This is a genomic window from Marinovum sp. J2-8 (assembly GCF_055808435.1).
On record NZ_JBVVRZ010000002.1, the window covers coordinates 119,022 to 142,908 of the forward strand.

General features: G+C 59.0%; 14 protein-coding genes and 2 pseudogenes. 9 read left to right on the forward strand and 7 right to left on the reverse strand.

The genetic code is table 11. From position 1 onward, the window contains the following. Positions 1 to 37: 37 nt before the first annotated feature. Entirely contained in the window at positions 38 to 1,657 is a 1,620-nt protein-coding gene (locus AC0L4F_RS06510) for a peptide ABC transporter substrate-binding protein (RefSeq protein ID WP_244686625.1), read from the reverse strand. Positions 1,658 to 1,997: 340 nt separating this feature from the next. Next, complete coding sequence (locus tag AC0L4F_RS06515; RefSeq protein WP_244686627.1) at positions 1,998 to 3,047, reverse strand: AraC family transcriptional regulator; 1,050 nt, start codon at positions 3,045 to 3,047, stop codon at positions 1,998 to 2,000. Between the two features lie 139 nt (positions 3,048 to 3,186). On the opposite strand from AC0L4F_RS06515, the gene AC0L4F_RS06520 reads away from it, so the two are divergent. The 3 genes from AC0L4F_RS06520 to nhaA are packed head-to-tail and all read left to right on the forward strand — an operon-like array spanning position 3,187 to position 9,154. Next, entirely contained in the window at positions 3,187 to 4,248 is a 1,062-nt protein-coding gene (locus tag AC0L4F_RS06520) for an efflux RND transporter periplasmic adaptor subunit (protein ID WP_244686629.1), read from the forward strand. Between the two features lie 10 nt (positions 4,249 to 4,258). Continuing rightward, positions 4,259 to 7,312, forward strand: a complete 3,054-nt coding sequence (locus AC0L4F_RS06525) for an efflux RND transporter permease subunit (protein ID WP_244686632.1) — start codon at positions 4,259 to 4,261, stop codon at positions 7,310 to 7,312. Between the two features lie 36 nt (positions 7,313 to 7,348). Further along, complete coding sequence (nhaA, locus tag AC0L4F_RS06530) at positions 7,349 to 9,154, forward strand: Na+/H+ antiporter NhaA (RefSeq protein WP_244686635.1); 1,806 nt, start codon at positions 7,349 to 7,351, stop codon at positions 9,152 to 9,154. A 192-nt stretch (positions 9,155 to 9,346) separates the two neighbouring features. Here the strand turns inward: nhaA and AC0L4F_RS06535 are convergent, their stop codons facing one another. The 5 genes and pseudogenes from AC0L4F_RS06535 to AC0L4F_RS06555 all read right to left on the reverse strand — a co-directional run bounded on the left by AC0L4F_RS06535 (position 9,347) and on the right by AC0L4F_RS06555 (position 16,165). After that, positions 9,347 to 10,282: a dimethyl sulfoxide reductase anchor subunit family protein gene (locus AC0L4F_RS06535; protein ID WP_244686639.1), complete on the reverse strand. Its 936-nt coding sequence runs from the start codon at positions 10,280 to 10,282 to the stop codon at positions 9,347 to 9,349. Between the two features lie 10 nt (positions 10,283 to 10,292). After that, complete coding sequence (locus AC0L4F_RS06540) at positions 10,293 to 11,033, reverse strand: 4Fe-4S dicluster domain-containing protein (protein ID WP_244686641.1); 741 nt, start codon at positions 11,031 to 11,033, stop codon at positions 10,293 to 10,295. Beyond that, positions 11,030 to 13,890 (reverse strand): annotated as a pseudogene (locus tag AC0L4F_RS06545) (molybdopterin oxidoreductase family protein). Before AC0L4F_RS06545 ends, AC0L4F_RS06540 begins: the two are co-directional and overlap by 4 nt. Before the next feature lie 184 nt (positions 13,891 to 14,074). Next, positions 14,075 to 15,079, reverse strand: a complete 1,005-nt coding sequence (locus AC0L4F_RS06550) for a glucokinase (RefSeq protein ID WP_244686643.1) — start codon at positions 15,077 to 15,079, stop codon at positions 14,075 to 14,077. A 39-nt stretch (positions 15,080 to 15,118) separates the two neighbouring features. Continuing rightward, positions 15,119 to 16,165 (reverse strand): LacI family DNA-binding transcriptional regulator, encoded by a 1,047-nt coding sequence (locus AC0L4F_RS06555; protein ID WP_244687668.1) that lies wholly within the window; start codon positions 16,163 to 16,165, stop codon positions 15,119 to 15,121. A gap of 266 nt (positions 16,166 to 16,431) precedes the next feature. Between AC0L4F_RS06555 and AC0L4F_RS06560 the strand changes: the two genes are divergently transcribed. The 6 genes and pseudogenes from AC0L4F_RS06560 to rpsB all read left to right on the forward strand — a co-directional run bounded on the left by AC0L4F_RS06560 (position 16,432) and on the right by rpsB (position 23,787). Continuing rightward, a complete protein-coding gene (locus AC0L4F_RS06560) occupies positions 16,432 to 17,787 on the forward strand; it encodes an ABC transporter substrate-binding protein (RefSeq protein WP_244686646.1) in 1,356 nt (451 codons plus the stop codon). A 99-nt stretch (positions 17,788 to 17,886) separates the two neighbouring features. Continuing rightward, positions 17,887 to 18,883 (forward strand): annotated as a pseudogene (locus AC0L4F_RS06565) (carbohydrate ABC transporter permease). A 14-nt stretch (positions 18,884 to 18,897) separates the two neighbouring features. Next, positions 18,898 to 20,037: a carbohydrate ABC transporter permease gene (locus AC0L4F_RS06570; protein ID WP_244686648.1), complete on the forward strand. Its 1,140-nt coding sequence runs from the start codon at positions 18,898 to 18,900 to the stop codon at positions 20,035 to 20,037. Positions 20,038 to 20,073: 36 nt separating this feature from the next. Further along, positions 20,074 to 21,705 (forward strand): beta-galactosidase BglA, encoded by a 1,632-nt coding sequence (bglA, locus tag AC0L4F_RS06575; RefSeq protein WP_244686650.1) that lies wholly within the window; start codon positions 20,074 to 20,076, stop codon positions 21,703 to 21,705. Positions 21,706 to 21,726: 21 nt separating this feature from the next. Beyond that, positions 21,727 to 22,815 (forward strand): ABC transporter ATP-binding protein, encoded by a 1,089-nt coding sequence (locus AC0L4F_RS06580; protein ID WP_244686652.1) that lies wholly within the window; start codon positions 21,727 to 21,729, stop codon positions 22,813 to 22,815. A gap of 180 nt (positions 22,816 to 22,995) precedes the next feature. Further along, the gene (gene rpsB, locus AC0L4F_RS06585; protein ID WP_244686654.1) at positions 22,996 to 23,787 is read left to right on the forward strand and encodes a 30S ribosomal protein S2; all 792 of its coding nucleotides are present in this window, start codon (positions 22,996 to 22,998) and stop codon (positions 23,785 to 23,787) included. The last annotated feature ends 100 nt before the right edge of the window (positions 23,788 to 23,887 follow it).

Sequence of the window (23,887 nt, forward strand, 5' to 3'; positions counted from 1 at the left end):
CGGGCAGCAGGGTCTTTGGTTGGCAAAGGAATGCGGATTATTCAGCGACCTTGTAGAGGTCTTTGGAATAATATTTCTGCATCACGTTATCGATGGGCCAACCTTCGACATTGTCCTTCAACAGGATGTTGGTCGAATAGTGATAGACCGGGATCACCGGCATATCGGCTGCAACGATCTGTTCGATCTCGGTATAAAGCGGGGTGGTGTTGTGGCTGGACTTCGCCTCGGCCAGCAATTCATCCACACGCGCGTTGGAATATTTGGCGTCGTTATAGCCGGAACTTGTGCTCAGCAGATCAAGGAAGGTCGAGGCCTCGTTGTAATCGCCACACCATGCGCCACGCGCCATGTCAAAGTTCTGGTTGCCACGGTTTTCCAGGAACACCTTCCATTCCTGATTTTCCAGCGACACATTCACGCCCAGCTTCTGTTTCCACATCTGGGTGGCCACGATGGCGACCTGTTTGTGAGATTCAGAAGTGTTGTAGAGATATTTGAATTCCAGCGGTTCGCCGCCCTTGCCATATCCAGCCTCGGTCAACAATTCGACCGCCATCGCATCGCGATCGGCCTGCGCCATGTTGGCATAATCGATTTCCGGGGTCTCGAACCCGGCGGTGGCAACATGGGTAAAGTTATAGGCCGGATATTGCCCGCCTTTCAGCACCTGATCGACAATCACATCGCGATCAATGGCCAGCGCCAGCGCCTTGCGGACGCGGATGTCCTGAAACGCCTCGGGGCCATTGCGCAGATTGAAGCTGAAGTAATAGTTGCACAGGCGCGGCAGGGCCCATGCCTCATTTGGCAGCTCTTCTTTCAACGCAGGATACTGGCCTGCGGGAATGTCGGTTTTGTCGACTTCGCCGGCGCGATACCGGGTCAGGCCCGAAGCTTCGTCATTGATGACCAGCGACACGACTTTTTCGATCACGGTGTTTGCATCATCCCAATACATCGGGTTGCGCTCGCGCACCGCGCGTTCCTTGACCACATGTTCGGTCAGCACATAGGCGCCATTGCCGACCATGTTGCCGGGGCGTGTCCATTCCTTGCCATGTGCGTCAATTGCCCATTTCGGGGCCGGGAATGTCGTCGCATGGGCGACCATATCGGCAAAATAGGGCAGGGGTTGCGACAATGTCACCTCAAGCGTGTGATCATCCAGCGCCTTGACGCCCAATGTGTCAAAATCCGCTTCGCCCGCAATGATCGCCGAGGCATTGGCCAGCGACATCAGCTCCATATACCAGGCATAAGGCGATGCATTTGCCGGATCGACCGCGCGTTTCCAGCCATAGACGAAATCACCGGCGGTGACGGGTTTGCCGTCCGACCATTTGGCATTGTCACGCAGATGGAAGGTATAGACCAGATTGTCGTCGGATACTTCGTGATGGGTGGCCACACCGGGAACCGTCGCACCATCAGGGCCAAGGTTATACAGACCTTCGAACAGATCCCGCGCCAGACCGGAGCTGTCCACACCTTCCAGAAGTTGCGGATCAAGCGAATCGAATTCGTCCAATGTGCGATAGGTATAGGTCTGGTCTTCGGCCAGTTTGGTTCCTTCGGGCACGTCCGCAGCAAAGGCGAAACTTGTCAGCATCGTTGTGCCCGCCAGCGCGGCCAAGGTGTGTTTCATGAACGTCATGTCATTTTCCCTGTGGTTTTAAGTTTTCTGGGCCCTTTGGCGGGCGGGTGTTGTTGGGTGGAACCGTTCCGGAGACCCGGCAAATTGGCATCGGAATATGTTTGAAATCGCCCGATCCATCGGAAGTTTTCCTTGCTGTCCTCAGTAGGTCGGTTTTGGTGGTCCCGGTCTGGTCCGGGTATCTTGGGGCGACTGTGTCGCACGACAAGATAATTGCGAGTCATACTTAACTCTACCTGAGAGAGTTTGCTGCGCAACCATGATGCCAAAAATATGACAGGGTGACGCGACGGGATGTGGTAGGCTTTTGGTGCGCAGGTTGTGCCTGTTGGCCTGCTGATCACGAAATCGTGTTCCCGGCGGCTGGTGACCTGTTGCGGCGCACCGCCCCCGGCGGCATGGAAAACCACTTTCGACAGGCACGCGACAGCGCGGATTGTTCGGGAAATCCAAGAAGCGTGGTCAATTGATCCAGGGTTACATCGGTATTGGTCAGATAGCGTGCGGCCATATCGCGGCGAATGTCGTCCTTGATCTGCTGAAAGCTGGTGTTTTCCTGACGCAATCGCCGGTGCAGCGTGCGGGGATGCAGCACCAGCATGCGGGCAACATCTTCGCGATTGGCCTGCGGCGTGCCAATCAAGGGGCGCAGGACCATTTCCACTTTTTCAGTCAGATTGGTTGTCGGGGTGGGGAAGGTCTTTGTCAGATAATCCTCGACCAGTCTGTGCAGCCTGGGGTTGCCGTCCGGCACCGGCCGGTTCCAGTCGCTGGCCCAGATATGCATCGCGGCCATCGGTTGATTCTCATGCACCGGCACACCAAAAAAGCTGCGGTGTTTGGCAAGGTTTGGGCCAACCGCATGCGGCAGCGAGACCGATTTGATGTGCGTGCGATGGGCCGACCGCAACCGCCCCAGTTGAAACCCCATGCCCAGCAACAATTCCGTGGCCTGTCGGTGCGGCACCCCGACCGGCACATCCAGGTCCAGCACAATGGCAATGGCCTCTGGGTCGATCGGGCTGGGGGTTTCGACCCGGAACCTAAGGGCCGAGCCTTGGATGAACATGAAACGTGCGACGATGCTGCTCGCCTGTTTTGGCGTGCTGGCATTTTCCAGCGCCAATCCCAACACCCCCAGGACGCCGAAATCCTGATGGCGGGCAATCCGCAGCCCCAGATCGGGACAACCGGCGATGTCGCTGCTCATTTCCAGAAGCCGACAGACCGCAATGATCGGCAGCAGGGCATCCTCATCCACAAGCGCATCCGCGCCAAGACCGGATTGCACCAGCAATGTGGTGGCCTCAAACCCCAGGTCAGTCATGACCTTGTCATATCCTCGCAGGGCCGCAGCCCGGATCACATTGCTCATGTCCCCAAATGACAATTTTTTGTCCTTAAATGTCAAGACAGACGGGGGTGGAGCCATTAGGTCAGCGTCTCATACCGACCTGGTCTTTGATTTTGCCCCGGGTTACCAAAACAACGACTGCGCAGATCGCGATGCGTTCAAAAGGAATTACAAAATGAATAGTGACAAGGCAGGACGCCGCAGCATGGCGGCCTTAAAGGTATTTCTGTTTCTGGCGGCCTTGGTGCCACAGACCAGCCTTGCGCAATCTCCTTTTGTAAAACTGGTCGAAGTGACCAACAGCGATGCGGATGTGCGTCGGGTGTTCTTTGGCCATGTGGTGGCACGCGAAACCGTGGATCTGGCGTTTCAGGTTGGCGGCCAGGTGGTTGATTTCCCGCTGGACGAAGGCGCGACCGTGCCGCTTGGCGGATTGGTGGCCCGTCTCGATCAAGAGCCTTTCGAATTGGCTCTGGAAGAAGCCCGCGCCCAAAGCGATCAGGCGAACCGCACCTATGAGCGGTATCAAAAACTGGCGGGCGACACCGTCAGCCAAACCACGCTGCAAGACGCCGAAACCCAGGTCGAACTGGCCCGGATCGCGGTGCGCAATGCCGAACGCGCTTTGGAAAATGCCACGCTTTATGCGCCGTTTAACTCGCTCGTGGCGGGCCGGTTGGTCGCCAATTATTCGACGGTCGGCGCGGGCGCCCCGGTTGTGCGTTTGCATGACATGTCGGACCTGCGGATAGAGATCAACGTGCCAGAGACATTGTTTCAACAGGCAGGCACGGACCCAGACATCGAAATGTTTGCGGAATTTCCAGCGGGGTCAAAACCTTATCCGGTGGAGTTCCGTGAATACAACGCCGAAACCGCCTCGCTTGGCCAAACCTATTCCATCACCCTCGGGATGGAGCCGCCGACGGATCTGACGGTTTTGCCCGGCTCATCCGCCAAGGTGACCGCATCGCTCAGCACCGGAAGTCAACGGATTGAAATTCCGTCTTCTGCGGTGGTGTTGGCAAATGACGGCGGCGCGCGCGCCATGGTGTTCACCCCGAACGGGGCAAACTCCGGCACCGTCGCGCTGACCGATATCGAAATTGCCGCCACCGAAAACGGCAAGGTCGAAGTGACCGCAGGGCTGGAAGTCGGTCAAGAGATTGTCGCCGTTGGCGGCGCAAGCCTGAATGACGGCGACGAAGTCCGCCGGTTCACCGGTTTCAAGAACTAGGACCGCCCAAATGGACATTGCCCGTCAATCCATCGCCCGCCCGCTGTACACTTGGATCTTGATTTTGATCTGCCTGTTCGGTGGCATCTGGGGGTTCAATTCGCTTGGCCGTCTCGAAGACCCGGCCTTTACCATCAAAGTGGCCGTTGTGGTCACCCAATACCCCGGCTCCTCTGCCGAAGAGGTCGCCTCTGAGGTCTCTGAACCCATTGAATCCGAAATTCAGAAGATGGGCGAGGTCAAGGAAATAGAAACCATGAACCAGCCGGGCCTGTCCTGGATCACGGTGACGATGCAGGACCATTATGACGGCACCGAACTGCCGGGCATCTGGACCAAATTGCGCAATCGCGTGGCCGAAGCGCCGCTGCCGACCGGGGCCACCGCGCCCTTCGTCAATGACAGCTTTGGCGATGTGTATGGCATCTACTACGCGGTGACCGCCCCCGGTTTTTCCGATTCAGAGATCAACGATCTGGCGGAGTTCCTGCGCCGAGAGGTCCTGTCGGTGGATGGTGTCGCCGATGTGGTGACCGCCGGTGTGCCAAACGAAATCATCTATGTGGAACCCGACCTCGCGCTTAGCACGTCCTTGGGAATTTCCCCGGCCGTCATGCAAAGCGCAATCGCCAGTTCCGATGAAATCGTCGACGGCGGCGCGATCGAGAACACCGAAGGCCGGACATTGATCCAGCGCCCCGCAGGTTCCGATAGCGTGTCGGCGATTGCTGCGCTATCGGTCGGGATTGGCGGTCAGGTGATCAACCTGTCGGATTTCGCGGATGTCTATCGGGCGCGCGAAACCACACCGGACCAGATCATTCGCCACAACGGCATGGATGCCTTCACCCTTGGGGTGGCGGGCATTGGCACCGAAAACATTGTCGAGGTCGGCAATGCGGTTGAGGCCAAACTAGCCGAATTGCAGGATTCCATCCCGCTTGGGGTCGATGTTGCCCCGGTCTATCAGCAGCATCGCGTTGTGGATGAGGCCTCGAACGCGTTTCTGGTGAACCTGGCCATGTCGGTCAGCATCGTGATCGTCGTTCTGGCGGTGTTCATGGGCTGGCGCGCGGCGGTGGTCGTTGGTGTGACCCTGTTGCTTACGGTGGTGGGCACGGTGTTTTTCATGGCGATCTGGTCGATCGAGATGGAGCGGATTTCACTGGGCGCGCTGATCATTGCGATGGGGATGTTGGTTGACAACGCCATTGTGGTTGCCGAAGGCATGCAGATCGCAATGCGCGGCGGTCAATCCTCTCGTGATGCGGCAAAAGACGTGGCCAGCAAGACCCAGGTGCCGCTTCTGGGGGCTACGGTGATTGGCATCATGGCCTTTGCCGGCATCGGGTTGAGCCCGGATGCGACCGGCGAATTCCTGTTTTCCCTTTTCGCCGTGATCGGAATTTCGTTGATCCTGTCCTGGGTTCTGGCAATCACGGTCACGCCGTTGCTTGGGCATTATTTCTTTAGCCGGGGCACCGGGGATGCCGGCGATGGCTATGACGGATTGATGTTCCGGGCCTATGCCGGGGTTCTGCACCTTGGCCTGCGCATGCGTTGGCTGGTGGTGGCTTTGCTGATCGGCAGTACCGTTGTGTGTTTCGCGCTGTTTGGTCAGGTGAAGCAACAGTTCTTCCCCGACAGCAACACGCCGCTGTACTTCGTGCATTACAAGCTGCCCCAGGGCACGGCGATCCACCAGACCTCGGCAGATTTGCAGGTGATGGAGGAATGGCTCGTCGCGCGCGAAGAGGTCGAGACCGTGACTTCGTATTCCGGTCAGGGGGCATCGCGTTTCATGCTGACCTATGAAAGCGAAGATCCCAATCCGGCTTATGGTCATTTGATTGTGCGCGTTACCTCGCTCGACGTGATCGAAGAGGAAATGAATGCGCTGGAGGATTTTGCCCTTCAGGCCGTGCCGCAGGGTGAGTTCCGGGTCAAACGTCTGGCCTTTGGTCCCGGCGGCGGTGCCCCGATCGAGGTGCGGTTCTCTGGCCGTGATCCAGAAGTGCTGCGTGATCTGGCCGATGAAGCCCGCGCGCGGCTGGTGGCGGCATCGGACAACATTGTGACCCCCCGCGTGGATTGGCGCGAAAAGGAAATGGTGTTGCGTCCGATCTATGCCGGCGACCGTGCACAAGAGGCCGGTGTCAGCCGGTCCGACATCACCACAACCCTGCAATTTGCCACCGAAGGCATGGCATCGGGGGCCTTCCGCGAAGGGGACCGCCAGATCCCGATTGTCATCCGCGCACGTCAGGATGGCAGCATGTCTCTCATAGATTACGTGATCTATTCGGACAGCGCCGGTGGGTTTGTGCCGATGGCACAGGTGACCGATGGCTTTGTGTTCGAAGCGCAGGACACGCTTTTGCACCGCCGCGACCGGGCCAATGTGATCACCGTTGGGGCCGATGTGCCGCGCGGTGTGACCGCGGCCGAGGTGCAGACCGCCGTGACGGCCACCATCGAAGAGATGGTGATCCCGGATGGCTACAAGATGGAATGGGGCGGCGAATTGGAAAGCTCGAGCGACGCGCAGGCGTCACTTGGCAAACAATTGCCGCTGAGCCTGCTCATCATGGTGTTGATTTCGGTGCTGTTGTTCAACGCATTGCGCCAGCCAATCATCATCTGGCTGCTGGTGCCGATGTCGGTGAACGGCGTCAGCCTGGCGCTGCTTGGCACGGGCTTGCCGTTCACATTTACCGCGCTGCTGGGGCTTTTGTCGCTGTCGGGGATGTTGATCAAAAACGGCATCGTGCTGGTGGAAGAGATCGACCTGACACGCGAGGCAAACCCGGATATGCCTTTGGAAGAGGCGATTGTGACGGCCTCAACCTCGCGTTTGCGACCGGTCTTCCTGGCGGCGGCGACGACAATCCTGGGCATGATCCCCTTGCTGTCGGATGCGTTTTTCCAATCCATGGCGGCGACCATCATGGGCGGGTTGGCCTTTGCTTCGGTCCTGACATTGATCGCGGCGCCGGTGCTTTACTACATCTTCTTCAAACGCGGCGTGCAAAAGGCATTGGCGGCCAAAACCGCCGCTGCCTGAGGCCGAAGCAACCACAACCAAAAGGGGGCGTCGCGCATGTCCGGTACGTTACATCTGGCGCTCGATCCCGAGCAGGATATCATTCTGGCCAACTCCGGTGGTCGGGTTCAGATCGTGCAATTCGTCGATTACGCCAATCGACGGGCACGGCGGGTCCGCGATATTCTGCTCCGGGCATCTGACCTTCTTGGGGCGCAGAAAACCTGTCTGGCCTTGCGGTTCTGTCCGCCGGAAAAGGCCGGCAACAGCACCGATGTCGCCGCCCGTGCGGCGATTTCGGCCTTTTGGCAGGACCAGCTTGCCGAGATGCATGAGGCGCTGTTCTGTGCGCCCGAGGATGACATCACGGTGGAACGGGTCACGGCACTGGCCAGGACGATGGGGCTTGATCCCGACGCCTTTGCCGCCGATCTGATGTCTGAGCGTACCGAAGCGGTGCTGGCCCGCAGTCAGCAGTCCTTTGAGGGGTCCGGCGTGGTGCAAACGCCGGCGATTTTCATCGACGGGCGGGCCTATGAGGGCGCCTGGGACGAAACCAGCATCTTTGAGGCTGTGTCCAAGCCGCTGGGGCTGCGGATGCATCTGGCCAGTCAGGATTTCTTTCACTGGGCGGCATCTGCCGGGCTTGTGTTGGTGCTGGCGACAGTGGCGGCACTTGTTGTCGTCAACGTCGGCTTTGGCGCGTGGTACGAACATCTGCTTCATACCGAATTCGGTCTGATTTTTGGCGATTGGAACCTGACTCTGGGGCTGGCGCATTGGATCAATGACGGGCTGATGGCGTTGTTTTTTCTGCTTGTCGGGATCGAGATCAAACGCGAAATCGTCAATGGCGAGCTGAGTTCCCGGGACAAGGCGATCCTGCCGGTTCTGGGCGCCCTGGGTGGTATGATGGTGCCGGCCTTGCTCTATGTCGGTCTGAACTGGGGCAACCCCGAAACCGCGCATGGCTGGGGCATTCCGATGGCGACGGATATCGCCTTTACCCTGGGGATTCTGGCGCTTCTGGGCAGCCGGGTGCCAACATCGCTGAAGGTATTTGTGTCGGCGCTGGCGATTGCCGACGATCTTGGGGCGATTGTGGTGATTGCGCTGTTTTATGGCCATGGGTTTCATTTTGACGCCCTGTTGTTTGCGCTGGGCATTTTGGCGGTGATGGCGGTGCTGAACCTGTCGCGTGTCTATGCGCGACTGCCCTATGTACTGCTTGGGGTGCTGTTGTGGTATTTCATCCTGCAAAGCGGTCTGCACGCCACATTGGCCGGGGTTTTGACCGCCGCGCTGATCCCGTCGCGGCCCAGTGCCAATATCGAAGGCGTGGCCCTTCATGCGGGCGATGTGATTGCCCGCGAGCTGGACAAAGGCGAGATTGGTGCGCCGGCGATGGCCCGGCTGGCCAATGCGGTCGACCGGTTGCGCGAACCGGGATTTCACCTGCAACATCGGCTGGAGGGCTGGTCGAACTTCCTGATCTTGCCGCTGTTTGCCTTTTTCAACACCGGGATTGCATTGGCGGCCGGATTGTCCTTTGTCGCCCCAGAAGTTTTGGGGGTGATTGTTGGGCTGTTCATTGGCAAACCGCTGGGGATCTGTCTGTTTGTCTGGATCGGGGTCAAGACCGGCATTGCGCGGCTGTCGTCGGATGTCAGTTGGCGGCAATTGTTCGGGGCGGCATCGCTGTGCGGCGTCGGGTTCACCATGTCGATTTTCATTGCCTCTGCGGCCTTTGTCGAGCCGGCCTTGGGCGGGGTGAAACTGGCCATTTTGATTGCGTCACTACTGTCTGCCGTGACCGGGTCTTTGATCCTGTTGTCGGCACCACGCCCCCAGGGAAACGGGTGATCCACAAGGTGGTGTGAACCTGTGCCGAGGGTGTCGTCAGGCCTGCGCCTGTCGACAGGAGGGGGCCAGCCCCCATCGCCATGAATGGCGATTCCCCCGGGATATTTTTGAACAGAAGAAGCAGCGGGTGCGGGGGGGATTGCCCCCCGTGCTCTTAGGTGTCTGGACTCCGAGGTGTCAGGGCCCTAGGTATCAGGCGCTTTTCTGGCCGTAGTACAGCATGGAGACATGCCGGGCCTCGGCGAAGAACAGCCAGCGTTCGACCACCAGACCCACCCCGACAGCCAGCACGGCAATCGGCATGAGCACAGGCGCAAGCCCGCCGGTCAGTGCCACGAAAGCCAGGATCAGACCGGGCACGGCAAAGGCCCAGATCAGGACCATTCTGCGAAGGTCATTCGCGTGTTTTCGCGCCACCTGAAATCCCATTTCGCGCATCACGAAGTTGGGTTTGGTATGTGGCGGGTCCAGCTGGCGTTTCACGCCTTTGATCCCCAGCGCCATATCGGCCGTATAGCTGTCCGGTGTCGCATCAATTTTCTGCCAGTACCGGGTTTTGAGCGCCGCGCTGAGGCCGAGGCCGAGTGTTGCGATTGTACAGGACATGCCGGTCGCGCCGCCGGAAAACGCGAGGATCATGGCAAGAAGCACCGCGCCGGAGGTGGCGGCGAGGACCAGATAGATCACCGGCACCAGTGGCAGATGCCATTGCGGAATGGTGCGCAGAGAGGCGTAGATCATACCCGTGCACCAAACCGTTGCCGTCGCGCCCAGCGCCGCCAACAGTGCCAACGGCAAGGACAGCCAGCTTTGCACCCCAAAGAGCGACAGCAGCGCCAACAGCCCGGCGGGGCCATAGGTGGCAATGGCTGCCACACCTTCGCGCGAGAGCCAGGAGCTGCGCCATTGGGACAGGGCGCGCCAGGCCCGTTCCGGGCGGCCAAGGTGGAAGGTGGAACTGAGCAGGCCGACGGTGATCAACGCCAGCGCCAGGGCCATGGCCGCAAAGAAATCCCAGCCGGACAGGGGAAACCGCCCGGTGACATGCGCCAGTGAAAGCCAGAACAACAGCCCGTATCCCGCGCCAGAGGCGGTGGTGAACAGGATGACCGAATAAGCAGGATGCATGTGCGGCCCCCTAGCGGCTTAGCGCCCGGTCAGCCCAGGCAAAGAGTTTCTCGATGGGTGATCCGGTCGAAGGTGCCTCTGGTTCCGCGGCAATTTTCGGCGCGTGATCGCTGGCCTTGCGCGGTGGCAGGTATTTGTTCACCGGCTTGTAGCCGAATTCGTCCAGAAGGTTGAAACCGTCCCGCGCCGCCACGTTTTGCGACACTGCGCTTTCGGGATCGCCAAGGTCGCCAAAGGCGCGTGCGCCGGTCGGGCAGGCCTTGACGCAGGCCGGAACGCGGTCTTCTTCGTCGATGGTTTCGTTGTAGATCCGGTCAACGCAAAGCGTGCATTTCTTCATCACCCCGTCGTCATGATCATATTCCCGCGCGCCATAGGGGCAGGCCCAGGAACAGAGTTTACAGCCGATGCAGGTGTCGGGATTGACCAGAACGATACCGTCTTCTTCGCGCTTGTAACTGGCGCCGGTGGGGCAGACCGTGACGCAGGCCGGTTCTTCGCAATGCAGGCAGGAGCGCGGGAAATGCACCGTGCCCTTGTAGTGGTCATTGTCGATTTCATAGCTGTGCACGCGGTTCAGAAAGGCACCAGAGGGATCGGCGCCGTATGGATCATGGTCGGACAGCGGTGCGGAATAGCCGCCGGTGTTCCATTCCTTGCACGACGTCACACAGGCCTGACAGCCGACACAGATGTCGAGGTCGATGACAAGGCCAAGTTTCTTTTGCGTCTGTTCGGGCAGGCAGGTCATTTCGCTGGTTCCTTCCATTCGGCCCCAAAGGCGATCTTGTCCGGCGAAGCAGGCTGGCTGGCATGGCCCAGCGGTTCGAACAATGGTTCGGTGCCCGCAGTATCGGCCTTTTCTATTGCCACCCGCAGGTCAAACCAGGCGGCCTGACCGGTCAGCGGGTCGGAGTTGGAATAGCGATATCCGCCGCCGCCCTTGGGCAACAGTTCGGAAATCAGGTGGTTGAGCAGGAATCCTTCGTTGCTTTCGGGGGCATCATCCGACAATCCCCATGCGCCGCGCCGTTTGCCAATGGCGTTCCAGGTCCAGACCGTGTGCGGGTTCACCCCGTCCATCAGCCTGACCTGGCATTTCACCCGGCCCAGATGCGAGGCCAGCCAGACCCAATCGTCGTCCTGTACGCCGATTTTTTCCCCGACCGAGGTATGCACATACAGCCGGTTCGCCGCTGTGATCTGGCGCAACCAGGCGTTTTGCGAGCCCCAGGAATGATACATATGCATCGGGCGTTGAGTGATCGCATGCAGCGGGAAACCCTTGACCAATTGCTCTTCCAGCGGTGGATACCAGAAGGGCAGCGGGTCAAAGTGATCTTCGATCCTTTGTTTGGCCCGCTCTGGCGGTTGCCGATCGCCGTGTCCGCGCGCCGCAAGACGGAATTTCTGCATCGGTTCGGAATAGAGCTGAAAGATCGTCGGATCGGGCGACATGCGGATGCCCTTTTCGATGCCCCAATCAAGGTATCCGCGATTGGCATGGCGGAAATAGGCATGGCTGGGATCCATGTGTTCGCCAAAGAATGCGCCATTGTCGATGTATTTTTGCAGCTGGTCCGGGTTCGGCGCGCCGACACAGGATTGATCGCCATTCTCGCCACGCCATCCCGCAAGCGGCCCGATGCCGGGCTTGCGTTCATGGTTTACGATATAATCGGGATAGCCGCCGGGAAATTTCGGCGTGCCGTCGTCGTTGACAAATCCGGGCAGGTTCAATCGCGCGCCGAGGTCGATCATCACCTCTTGAAAACCACGCACATTTCGATCGGGCGGCACCACCGGTTGGCGAATGCCATCGGCGACCAGTTCCGGTTCCGAAATCGGTCGATCCAGCAGCGAAATACAATCCCAACGTTCCAGATAGGTCGTGTCGGGCAGGATCAGATCGGCGAATGGCACGGTTTCGGAATAATAGGCGTCGGAATAGATGATCTTCGGGATCACATAGTCGCCATTGTCGTCCGTCGCGGTCAAGGCATCCAGCGTGCCGCCGACATTCATCGACGAATTCCACGCCATATTGGCCATATACATGAACAGCACGTCGATGCCGTAGGGGTCTTTCTTTGCGGCGTTGTTGATCACCATATGCATCAGACCATGGGCGGATATGGGCGCGTCCCAGCTAAACCCCTTGTCCAGACGGCTGGGGTTGCCCTCGCCATCCAGCAACAGATGTTCCGGCCCGTGGGGAAACCCCAGATGCGGACCGCCCAACGGCAGTTCCGGTTTGATGTCGCCGGTCGCGCCATGCGGCAGGAGGTTCGGCGGCGTCTGTTTCGGGTAGGGCGGTTTGTAGCGGAATCCCCGGGGCTATCGATTGAGCCCAAGAGGATTTGCAGGATGTGGATCATGCGGCAGGTCTGAAACCCGTTGGAATGGGCCGAAATGCCGCGCATGGCGTGCATCGACACCGGGCGGCCGATCATCTTGTCATGTTTGCGCCCGGCCCAGTCGGTCCAGGGCTGATCGAGCACGATTTCCTCTTTAAACGCCACATGCGCCAGCTCTGCCGCGATCTGGCGGATCTGATCGGCGGGCACGCCGGTACGCTCGGCCACCGCATCGGGGGTATAGTCACCCCCCAGATAGCGTTCGGCCATCAGTTCGAACACCGGCCGCGCGGTGCGGCCATCGGGCAGGGTGCGCGTGCCGGTCAGCGCCGGTTGGATATCGGCGGCCTTGCCATTGCCAAATGCGTCTGTCGCCTTGTCCCAGATCATCGGATTGCCGTCACCGTCGCGGGCAAACAGCCCGTCATCGGCAGCGCCGGGGGCCTGAATGACCAACCAGGGGGAATTTGTGTAGCGCACGAGGTAGTCGAGGTCGATTTGTTGCGTGCGGAACAGCTCGTGGATCAACGCGCCCACAAACAACCCATCAGTGCCGGGGCGGATGCCGACCCATTCGTCGGCCACCGCGTTATAGCCGGTGCGCACCGGGTTGATCGACACCACCTTGGCGCCGCGTTTCTTCAGCTTGCCGATGCCGATCTTGATCGGGTTCGATGCATGGTCTTCGGCCACGCCAAACAACATGAAGTATTTCGTGTAATCCCAGTCAGGATCACCAAATTCCCAGAACGCCCCGCCAAAGGTATATAGCCCGCCAGCGGCCATGTTGACCGAGCAGAACCCGCCGTGGGCGGCAAAATTGGGCGTGCCATATTTCATCGCCCAGAACCCGGTCAGGCTCTGGCTTTGGTCACGCCCGGTGAAAAAAGCCAGCTTTTTCGGGTCAGTCTTGCGCACGGTGCCCAGCCAATCGGTGGCGATATCCAGCGCCTCATCCCAGCTTATTTCCTCAAACTGGCCAGATCCGCGCGGGCCGACGCGTTTCATCGGCGCGCGCAGGCGGGCGGGGGAATAATGCTGCATGATCCCGGCGCTGCCCTTGCCGCAAAGCACGCCCTTGTTCACCGGATGGTCGCGGTTGCCCTCAATATAACGCACCTTCTGTTTGCCATCTGCATCGGTTTTCAGATGCACATTGATGCCGCAGCGGCAGGCACACATATAGCAGGTGGTTTGCTTCATGCTGTCGCCAACCGGCGTGTTGGTGTCAATCTCGGGGCTTTGCGCCATCCTGTTCTCCCTGTTGAACGACATGCGCTTTGTTGCCAAACACGCCATCGATTCTCAGGGTAGTTTACATAAATCGCCCGCAGCAGAAAGATTTCCCACGAAGTTCGGGCAATCTGGAACTATTGTTCATGATTTCTGGCACTACCGCGAACAAAATCCCTTTGCTCAGCCACCCCGCGCGTGGTCATGCGGCGGCAGAATGGGCCAGAAGTTCGGCCATATGCGACGCACAGCCAAGCAGCGCCGCGTCGTCGTTTTCGATCAGATAGACCGGGAATTTGGCCATGAACTCTGAAAACCGCCCCTTGTCGCAAAAAGCGTCGCCAAACCCCATCTGATCGAAATGCGGTGCCAGAGACCGGCTGACCCCGCCAATGAAATAGATGCCGCCAAAGGGCAATTGCGCAAGGGCCAGATCGCCCGCGACCCGGCCGGCAAAGGTGACATGATATTGCGCGGCTTCGATGGCCGCCTGATCGCTGCCGTCGGCCACGCCGGCCATGATCTCGCCCGGGGGTTTGCTGCCGGGCGTGCCGCCCTCATGCCGACGCCAGCGGTAAAGCGCCTCAAGCCCGCGCCCCGAAAGCGCCTCTTCCACCGATGGGAACCCACCCTCGGACAGCAGAAATTCCGCCAGCGTCTGTTCCTGCGGGTTGCGCAGGGCCAGGCTCATATGGCCGGCCTCGGACGGTGGCACCAACGTCAGACCGCCGCTTTGAAATACCATGGCGATGTTCACTCCGGTGCCCAGACCAATCACCAGCCGGGTGGTTTGCTGTGCGTTGCCCGTTGCGGCGTCGCTGTGCAACAGTGGGCGCAGATCGCCCTTGCCCAAATGACCCAGCGCATGCCCCTGTGCCTGCAAATCGTTCAACACCGCCACCTGTGTCGCGCCGGATGCATCGCGCACGCAATCGTCATCAATTACCCAGGACAGGTTGGTCATTTTCAACACCCCATCCATCACCGGACCCGCGCCCGCAACACAGGCCGCCACCGGCACCGCCCCGGTTTCGGCCCGATAGGCGGCGATCACCTCGCTCAGACCATCGCGGCCCTGATTGCGATAGCGCCGAACAGAGCCTTCCAACAACGAGATGCCGTGATCTGCGGTCGTGGTGGCCAGGGCAACACGGGTATTTGTGCCGCCAATATCAGCAACAAGCGTGGTTTCTGCGGGCAGAGTCATCAAGGTATCTCCGTCAAACAATGGGATGGGCGCGCGGGCTCATGCCTCGGCGGCAATCTGGGCGGGGGCCGGTCCGGTGGTGGCCCCGGTCAAAAAACGATAGGGCATCATTTCGGTGCCCGGCGGTGCCAGCGGATCGGAAATCCGCGACATCAGGATTGCCGCGACACGGCGGCCGGCCTCGCGCACCGAACTGCGGGCGGCGGTAAAAACCGGCTCGGCCTCGGTGCCGTTGCGCAGGTATGACAGATCATCGTCAAACGTCACCACCGACACATCACGCCCCAAAACCAAACCCGCAGATTCAATTGCCCGGCGCACGCCAAGCGCGGTGATCATCGAGGCCACCACAAAGGCCGTCGGCGGCGTGTCGCGCGCAAGCATGGCCGAGGCAGCATCGTAGCCGAAGGTTTCGGTCATGTCGGCGGACACCATCAGCTCTGGATCGGGGGGGATATCTGCTTCGGCCAGCGCCTTGAGGAAACCAGCCCGGCGACGAAAGGCAAAATCCAGTTGTTCCAACCCGTTGATCAGACCAATTCGCCGGTGCCCCAGCGCGGTCAGATGGGTTGTGGCCTCTTGCATCGCGGTGACATTGGCCACATCGACCCAGGAAAACGGCGTCTTGACGTCGCTGGCGCGGCCATGGACCACAAACGGCAATTCCAACTGGATCAGCAAGGGAATGCGCGGGTCGTTCATCCGGGGTCCATGGACCACGATCCCGTCCACGTTGCCCTTGATTTTCAAATCGCGGTAAAATGCCTCTTCTTCGGAATCCGGCACCAGCGACAGCAACATGTCGTAGCCATGCCGGGAATAGACCTCGCCGGCGCTGGCGACGAAATCGCCAAAAACCGGGTTCACCATTTCATGTTGCGTCGACACCGGGATGACATGGCCGATGGTCATCGCCCGCCCGGTGGCCAGCGACCGCGCCCGCGTGTTGGGTTTGTAATTGGCGGCCCGCGCCGCATCATGCACCTTTTTCCGGGTCTTTTCGCTGACCTCTGGATAGCCGTTCAAGGCCCGGCTGACCGTGGTTTGCGACAATCCCAATCGTTCGGATAGTTGCTTTAAGTTCATTGTGCCGATGACCCCCAGAATTGACCCGAACGGGAAGTGTTCTACCTTGATTGTTGCGGAACGCAAATTGCCTTTCTTTTCACAGCTGACTTTCTGCACCGCAGAGAAAACATTGATTTCGTTAGACTAATCGATGTTGACTTTTCAACGCAACTTCCTCACATTAAAACTACCAAAGCGCTTTGGAAAGCGAGTGTCAAGACTTGTATCAAAGCGTCGATAGGTGTTCGATGGAACGTGCGTTTACCGCACAGGGAGGAAAATCAATGAGAGTTTCGCTTTATGCGAGTGTTGCGACGCTGGCGCTGTCCGCTTCTTTGGCCCAGGCCGCAGGTCATCTGCCATTCACGCCGGGAGAGGGCGATTTCAACTGGGACAGCCTGACCGCCTTTGCCGAGGCCAATGACCTGAACGGCGAAGAAATCAGCGTTTTCGGACCCTGGCGCGGGGATGATCAGGCCCTGGTCGAAAGCATTCTTGGCTATTTCACCGAAGCGACGGGCGCGACCATCAAATACGCCTCTTCCGAAACCTATGAACAGCAGATCGTGATCGACACCGAAGCCGGATCGCCGCCCAATGTCGCGGTGCTGCCGCAGCCCGGCCTGATCCAGGATCTGGTATCCAAAGGGTTTGTAGAACCTTTGGGTGAAGACACCGAAAACTGGCTGCGGGCCAATTACGCCGCAGGTGACAGCTGGGTCAGCCTTGGCACCTATACCGGGCCGGACGGCGAAGACCGGCTTTATGCCTTTCCCTATAAAATCGACCTGAAATCTCTGGTCTGGTACAGCCCGGAGAATTTCGAAGATGCCGGGTATGAAGTTCCGGAAACCATGGAGGATCTGAAGGCGCTGACGCAGCAGATCGTTGATGATGGCGGCACACCCTGGTGCATTGGTCTGGGGTCCGGTGGCGCGACCGGCTGGCCCGCGACCGATTGGGTCGAAGACATGATGCTGCGCACGCAATCCCCCGAAACCTATGACCAGTGGATCAAGAACGAAATTCCGTTTACCGATCCGGCGGTTGTTGGCGCGATCGAAGAATTCGGCTTTTTTGCCCGCAATGACGATTATGTGGCTGGTGGGGCCGGGGCTGTGGCCTCGACCGATTTCCGCGACAGCCCGGACGGCATGTTCTCTTCGCCGCCGCAATGCTACATGCACCGCCAGGCCTCGTTCATTCCGACCTTCTTCCCCGAAGGCACCGAAGTGGGGCTGGACGCTGATTTCTTCTATTTCCCGGCTTATGCGGGCAAGGAACTGGGCAAGCCGGTTCTGGGGGCGGGCACCTTGGCCTTCATCACCAATGACAGCCCCGGCGCACGCGCGTTGCTGGCGTTTCTGCAAACCCCGATTGCCCATGAACTCTGGATGGCGCAATCCGGTTTCCTGACACCGCACACCGGGGTCAACACCGACCTTTACGGTTCGGATGCGTTGAAGAAACAGGGCGAGATCCTGCTGAACGCAACGACCTTCCGCTTTGACGGTTCGGACCTGATGCCGACGGGCGTGGGGGCTGGATCCTTCTGGACCGGCATGGTGGATTATGCCGGCGGCAAAGATGCCGCCGCCGTGGCCAGCCAGATCCAGGAAAGCTGGGACGCGCTGAAGTAAGCGGGCCCAAAGCGATGCCCGGCGCGATCACGCAGCACGGGCATCGCATTTTTACGACAGCATTACATCACGAAATCGGCGTTGCAGGAGGGGGCGGATATGCATCCAGCCATCATGGGACTATTGACGATTGTGATCGGGGGGGGGGTGTGTTGGCTATTTTTACTTCTCGAACATCATCCTGGACACGGTATTTTATCCACCGCGCGGGCCAAATGCCGGGCGCAACATCAACCGCGCCAACCTGATCCGGCCCTGGCTGTTCCTGTTTCCTGCGCTTTTTGCGCTGGGGCTTTACCTGGCCTATCCGGTGTTTGCCACGCTCTGGCTGTCGCTGACCGACCGGGATCAGGGCGGGGCCTTTGTCGGGCTGGCCAATTACAGGACGATGATGGCCGATGCCAAGTTCTGGGAGGCGATGCGCAACAACATGTTGTGGCTGGTCGTCGTGCCGGCCATGTCCACCGGATTTGGCCTGTTGGCGGCCCAGCTGACCGACCGCATTTCCTGGGGTAATTTCGCCAAGTCGCTGATTTTCATGCCGATGGCAATTTCCTTTGTTGGCGCATCGGTGATCTGGAAATTGATCTATGACACCCGCCCCGAAGGCACCGATCAGATCGGCATTCTGAATGCGCTTTGGGTCAATATGGGGGGCGAGCCGCAGCAATGGCTGACCTTGATCCCCTGGAACAATTTCCTGTTGATGGTGGTGTTGATCTGGATTCAGACCGGTTTTGCCATGGTGATCCTGTCGGCAGCGCTGCGCGGTATTCCCGAAGAAACGATTGAGGCCGCGATCATCGACGGCGCGTCACCATTGCAGATTTTCTTCAAGATCAAGGTGCCGCAGATCATGTCGACGATTGTGGTGGTCTGGACGACGATTACGCTGGTGGTGTTGAAAATTTTCGACATCGTCTTGGCGATGACCAACGGCCAGTGGGAAACCCAGGTTCTGGCCAATTACATGTACGACAAATTGTTCCGCGCCTTTGACTGGGGCGTCGGATCGGCCTCGGCGATGGTGATCATGCTGTTGGTGACGCCGATCCTGGTCTGGAATGTGCGTAACGCGCGCAAAGAAATGCGCTGAGCGGGGGATTGGACATGGACAATATCGCAGGTCAAAAATCCACGCTGACATGGGCGGTGCATATCGCGGTGCTGGTACTGGTGCTGGCATGGGTGTTCCCGACGTTGGGATTGCTTGTCAGTTCGTTTCGCACATCGGACCAGATTTCGACCTCTGGCTGGTGGGCGGCGCTCACGACGCAAGAGGGCCAATTGCCCGCCATCCGCATCAACGGCCAAGAGGTGCAGGAGGCCGATCTCTATGTCATCGAAGGCGGGTTGTTTCCCGACAGTGACACCACGGTCACCGCATGGGGCACGTCGTCACGCGCGCCCGAGGCCCATGCCGCCGGCGACACAGCCGAGCTGAAGGATGGCGCCCGTCTGACTGTGGCGGGGGACGGTGCATTCCGTCTGACAGGTGGCCAAAGCTGGGAGGGCCAGCGCCTGCCACGGGTGTTTACCACCGCCGCGACACCGCCGGAATTCACCCTGAGCAATTACACCAATGTGCTGACCTCGGACACCGCCGGGGCAGGGATCGCCAATGCGTTCATCAATACGCTGACCGTGGCCATACCATCGACCATCATCCCGATCCTGGTGGCGGCCTTTGCGGCCTATGCGCTGGCCTGGATGGATTTCCCAGGCCGGTCGCTGTTGATCGCCGCCGTGGTCGGATTGTTGGTGGTGCCCTTGCAGCTGGCGCTGATCCCGCTTTTGCAACTGCACAACGCGATTGGCATCGGCAAGGGGTATCTGGGTGTTTGGCTGGCGCATACCGGGTTTGGTCTGCCACTGGCGATCTATCTTTTGCGCAATTACATGGTCGGACTGCCGCGTGACATCATCGAAAACGCCCGGGTGGACGGCGCGACAGAGTTCCAGATCTTCATCAAGATCATTCTGCCGCTCAGCTTTCCGGCGCTGGCCTCTTTTGCGATCTTTCAATTCCTGTGGACCTGGAACGATCTGCTGATCGCCTTGGTGTTCCTGGGCACCGACGATTCCACCCTGGTTCTGACCGGGCGGCTGGTCAATCTGATGGGGTCGCGCGGCGGACAATGGGAGATCCTGGCAACCTCGGCCTTTGTGTCGATTGTTGTGCCGCTGGCCGTGTTCTTTGCCATGCAGAAATATCTGGTGCGCGGTCTTTTGGCCGGCTCCGTCAAATAGGGCGCCCCCCCGATGAACAAACATACGGACAACATCATGAAACTTTCCCGTCAGGAAGATACCGATTGGTGGCGCGGCGCAGTGATCTATCAGATCTATCCGCGCTCCTATCAGGACAGCAACGGCGATGGCATTGGCGATCTGAACGGCATCACCAGCCGCCTGCCGCATATTGCCTCGCTTGGGGTGGATGCGATCTGGATTTCGCCGTTCTTCACCTCGCCGATGAAGGATTTCGGCTATGATGTCAGCGATTATTGCGACGTCGATCCGATGTTCGGCACTTTGGCGGACTTTGATGTGCTGGTGGATACCGCGCATAAACTTGGCCTGAAGGTGATGATTGATCAGGTGCTGTCGCATTCCTCGGATCAACACAAATGGTTCAAGGAAAGCCGCCAGAGCCGCGACAATGACAAGGCCGATTGGTACGTCTGGGCCGATCCCAAAGAGGACGGCACGCCGCCAAACAACTGGCTGTCGATTTTTGGCGGATCGGGCTGGCAATGGGATGGTCGCCGCGAGCAATATTACCTGCATAATTTCCTGACGTCGCAGCCGGACCTGAATTTCCATTGCCCGGACGTGCAACAAGCATTGTTGGACACTGTAGAGTTCTGGTTGGATCGCGGGGTGGATGGGTTCCGGTTGGACACCATTAATTTCTATATTCATGACCAAGAGTTGCGCGACAATCCTCCGCTGTCGAAAGAGCTTCGAAATGCGTCGATTGCGCCCTCGGTGAACCCCTATAACCATCAGGAGCACCTCTATTCCAAGAACCAGCCAGAGAACCTCGACTTTCTGCGTCGGTTCCGTGCCTTGTTGGATCAATATCCCGGGTCCACCTGTGTCGGCGAGGTGGGCGATGCCCAACGCGGGCTTGAAATCATGGGACAATACACATCTGGCGGCGACAAGGCGCATATGTGTTACGCTTTTGAATTCCTGTCCGGAAATTCGTTGAGCGCCAGCCGTGTAGCCGAAGTTTTGCATGCAGTGGACGAGGCCGCAGCGGACGGATGGGCGTGCTGGGCGTTTTCCAACCATGATGTGCCGCGCCATGTCACCCGCTGGGGGCTGGGGCTTCCTGCGCAAAAGACCTATGCGACATTGATCCATTGTCTGCGCGGGTCGGTCTGTCTTTATCAGGGCGAGGAGCTTGGCCTGCCAGAGGCGGATGTCGCATTCGAGGATCTGCAAGATCCCTATGGCATCGAATTCTGGCCTGAATTCAAGGGGCGGGACGGCTGCCGGACACCGATGGTTTGGGAACCTTCCAACCAAAGCGGCGGGTTTACCGCAGGCCAGCCATGGTTGCCGGTCAACCATGACCATATCAACCGTTCGGTCGCCGCCCAGGAGGCCGATCCGGGTGCCTTGTTGCACCATTACCGCAATGTCATCGCCTTTCGCCACGCGCACCCCGCTTTGGTCAAAGGCGCGCACAGCGAAATATCCGCCGACGGCGATGTGCTGCGCTTCATCCGCAGTCATCAAGGCGAGGTGATTTTCTGTGCCTTCAATCTGAGTGAGGTGCCGGCCACGATTGACCTGCCTGCTGGCACATGGCTGCCGATCGGCTCTGAAATCGGGTCTGCCGCGGCGCAGGCGGATGGAAAACTTCACCTTGGGCCCTGGCAAACCGCCATGGCAACCCAGCGTTAAGCCGCAATAGGAGACAGTAAAATGGCCAATCTGAAACTGACCGATGTCGAAAAAACCTATGGCGGCGCGGTGAATGTGCTGAACCACATCGACCTTGATATCAAGACCGGCGAATTGATTGTGTTTGTCGGCCCGTCGGGCTGCGGGAAATCCACCTTGCTGCGCATGATTGCCGGGTTGGAAAAGATCACCAGCGGCACGTTGGAAATTGACGGGCAGGTGGTCAATGACGTGCCACCGTCACAACGCGGTATTGCGATGGTGTTCCAATCCTATGCGCTCTACCCCCATATGACGGTGCGCGAAAACATGTCCTTTGCGCTCAAGATCGCCAAGAAGCCGCAGGATGAAATCGACGCGTCGGTCGAACGCGCGGCCAAGATGCTGCAATTGGACGAATACCTTGACCGTTTGCCAAAGGCGCTGTCGGGTGGCCAGCGTCAGCGGGTTGCGATTGGCCGGTCAATTGTGCGCGATCCAAAGGTGTATTTGTTCGATGAACCATTGTCGAACCTGGACGCCGCCCTGCGGGTTGCGACCCGGATCGAGATTGCGCAGCTGAAAGAGAAAATGCCCAACTCGACCATGATCTATGTGACCCATGATCAGGTCGAAGCGATGACCCTGGCGACCCGCATTGTCGTTCTGGCAAACAAGGGGATCGCACAGGTTGGCAGCCCGCTGGAGCTTTATGAACGCCCCAACAGTGAATTTGTCGCGCAATTCATTGGCTCGCCCGCGATGAACCTGTTGCCCGGCGAAGTTGTGGGTACAGGGCCGCAAACCACGGTGCGGATGCAAAGTGGCGGCACAGCGGTGTCGGATTATCCCACCAAAGACAGCGACATGGGCCTGAAGGTCAATGTCGGGGTCCGCCCCGAGGATATGGTGGAAACCACCGGCGATGCCATTTTCGAAGGCAAGGTTGATTTCATCGAAGCCCTTGGTGAGGTCACTTTGCTCTATTTCGAAAAACAGGATAATCAGGCGGCGGTCATCGGCAAACTGGCCGGCATTCATACCGACGTGCGGGGCAAATCCGTGCGTTTGGCCGCCGCGCCCGCAAAGGTGCATCTTTTTGCCAATGGGGTGTCGCTGCTTTATGGCTGATCCCCAGGAGAGGCGGTTCATTTCAATCGCCTCTTGCGCCCACAAATCATTGCGTCTATACGCGCGCCATTAATCCGCAGGTGTGGGCGGGCCCTTGGGGGAGACATCCCCAAATGTCCACCGGTTGAAGCATTCGCTTCTCAACCCGCACCGAGGCGTAAACCGGAAAGGAAAAGAAGCATGGCTCTTCCCGAGTTCACCATGCGTCAGCTGCTTGAAGCTGGCGTTCACTTTGGCCACCAGACGCAACGCTGGAACCCCCGTATGGGTCCGTTCATCTATGGCGCGCGCAATGGCATCCACATCATGGACCTGACGCAAACTGTTCCGATGCTGGACCAGGCGCTGACCGCTGTGCGTGACACTGTGGCCAAAGGCGGCCGTGTGCTGTTCGTCGGCACCAAACGCCAGGCTGCCCAGCCTGTGGCCGATGCCGCAGAACGCTGCGCACAATACTACATGAACCACCGTTGGTTGGGCGGCACGCTCACCAACTGGAAAACCGTTTCCCAATCCATCAACCGTCTGAAGCAGATTGACGAGCAGATGGAAGGTGGCTTTGAAGGCCTGACCAAGAAAGAGCGTCTTGGTATGGAACGTGACCAGCTGAAGCTGCAAGCGTCGCTGGGCGGTATCCGCGAAATGGGCGGCGTGCCTGATCTTCTGTTCGTCATCGACGTGAAAAAAGAAGCTCTGGCCGTGGCCGAAGCCAACAAACTGGGTATCCCGGTTGTGGCGATCGTCGACACCAACTGTTCGCCCGATGGTGTGGATTACATCATCCCCGGAAACGACGACGCAGCCCGCGCCATCGCTCTTTACTGCGATCTGGCAAGCCGCGCCGCGCTTGACGGTATGTCGGCCCAGCTGGGCGCTGCAGGTGTCGATATCGGCGCCATGGAAGAAGCGCCGGAAGAAGAAGTTGTTGCTGAAGAAGCCGCAGCCCCGGCAGACGCGCCCGCAGCAAGCTGAAGCAAGTCTTTGCCAGGTCTTTTCTGACCTGTCGCAAAACCGACATGTATTCATGACAGGGGGCAGAGGTATCTTTGCCCCCAATACCTTATGAGATGAG

Coding starts and splice junctions, on each gene's coding strand:
- AC0L4F_RS06510 (WP_244686625.1), bottom strand. CDS start 1,657: ATGACGTTCATGAAACACACCTTGGCCGCGCTGGCGGGCACAACGATG.
- AC0L4F_RS06520 (WP_244686629.1), top strand. CDS start 3,187: ATGAATAGTGACAAGGCAGGACGCCGCAGCATGGCGGCCTTAAAGGTA.
- AC0L4F_RS06525 (WP_244686632.1), top strand. CDS start 4,259: ATGGACATTGCCCGTCAATCCATCGCCCGCCCGCTGTACACTTGGATC.
- nhaA (WP_244686635.1), top strand. CDS start 7,349: ATGTCCGGTACGTTACATCTGGCGCTCGATCCCGAGCAGGATATCATT.
- AC0L4F_RS06535 (WP_244686639.1), bottom strand. CDS start 10,282: ATGCATCCTGCTTATTCGGTCATCCTGTTCACCACCGCCTCTGGCGCG.
- AC0L4F_RS06540 (WP_244686641.1), bottom strand. CDS start 11,033: ATGACCTGCCTGCCCGAACAGACGCAAAAGAAACTTGGCCTTGTCATC.
- AC0L4F_RS06550 (WP_244686643.1), bottom strand. CDS start 15,079: ATGACTCTGCCCGCAGAAACCACGCTTGTTGCTGATATTGGCGGCACA.
- AC0L4F_RS06555 (WP_244687668.1), bottom strand. CDS start 16,165: ATGAACTTAAAGCAACTATCCGAACGATTGGGATTGTCGCAAACCACG.
- AC0L4F_RS06560 (WP_244686646.1), top strand. CDS start 16,432: ATGAGAGTTTCGCTTTATGCGAGTGTTGCGACGCTGGCGCTGTCCGCT.
- AC0L4F_RS06570 (WP_244686648.1), top strand. CDS start 18,898: ATGGACAATATCGCAGGTCAAAAATCCACGCTGACATGGGCGGTGCAT.
- bglA (WP_244686650.1), top strand. CDS start 20,074: ATGAAACTTTCCCGTCAGGAAGATACCGATTGGTGGCGCGGCGCAGTG.
- AC0L4F_RS06580 (WP_244686652.1), top strand. CDS start 21,727: ATGGCCAATCTGAAACTGACCGATGTCGAAAAAACCTATGGCGGCGCG.
- rpsB (WP_244686654.1), top strand. CDS start 22,996: ATGGCTCTTCCCGAGTTCACCATGCGTCAGCTGCTTGAAGCTGGCGTT.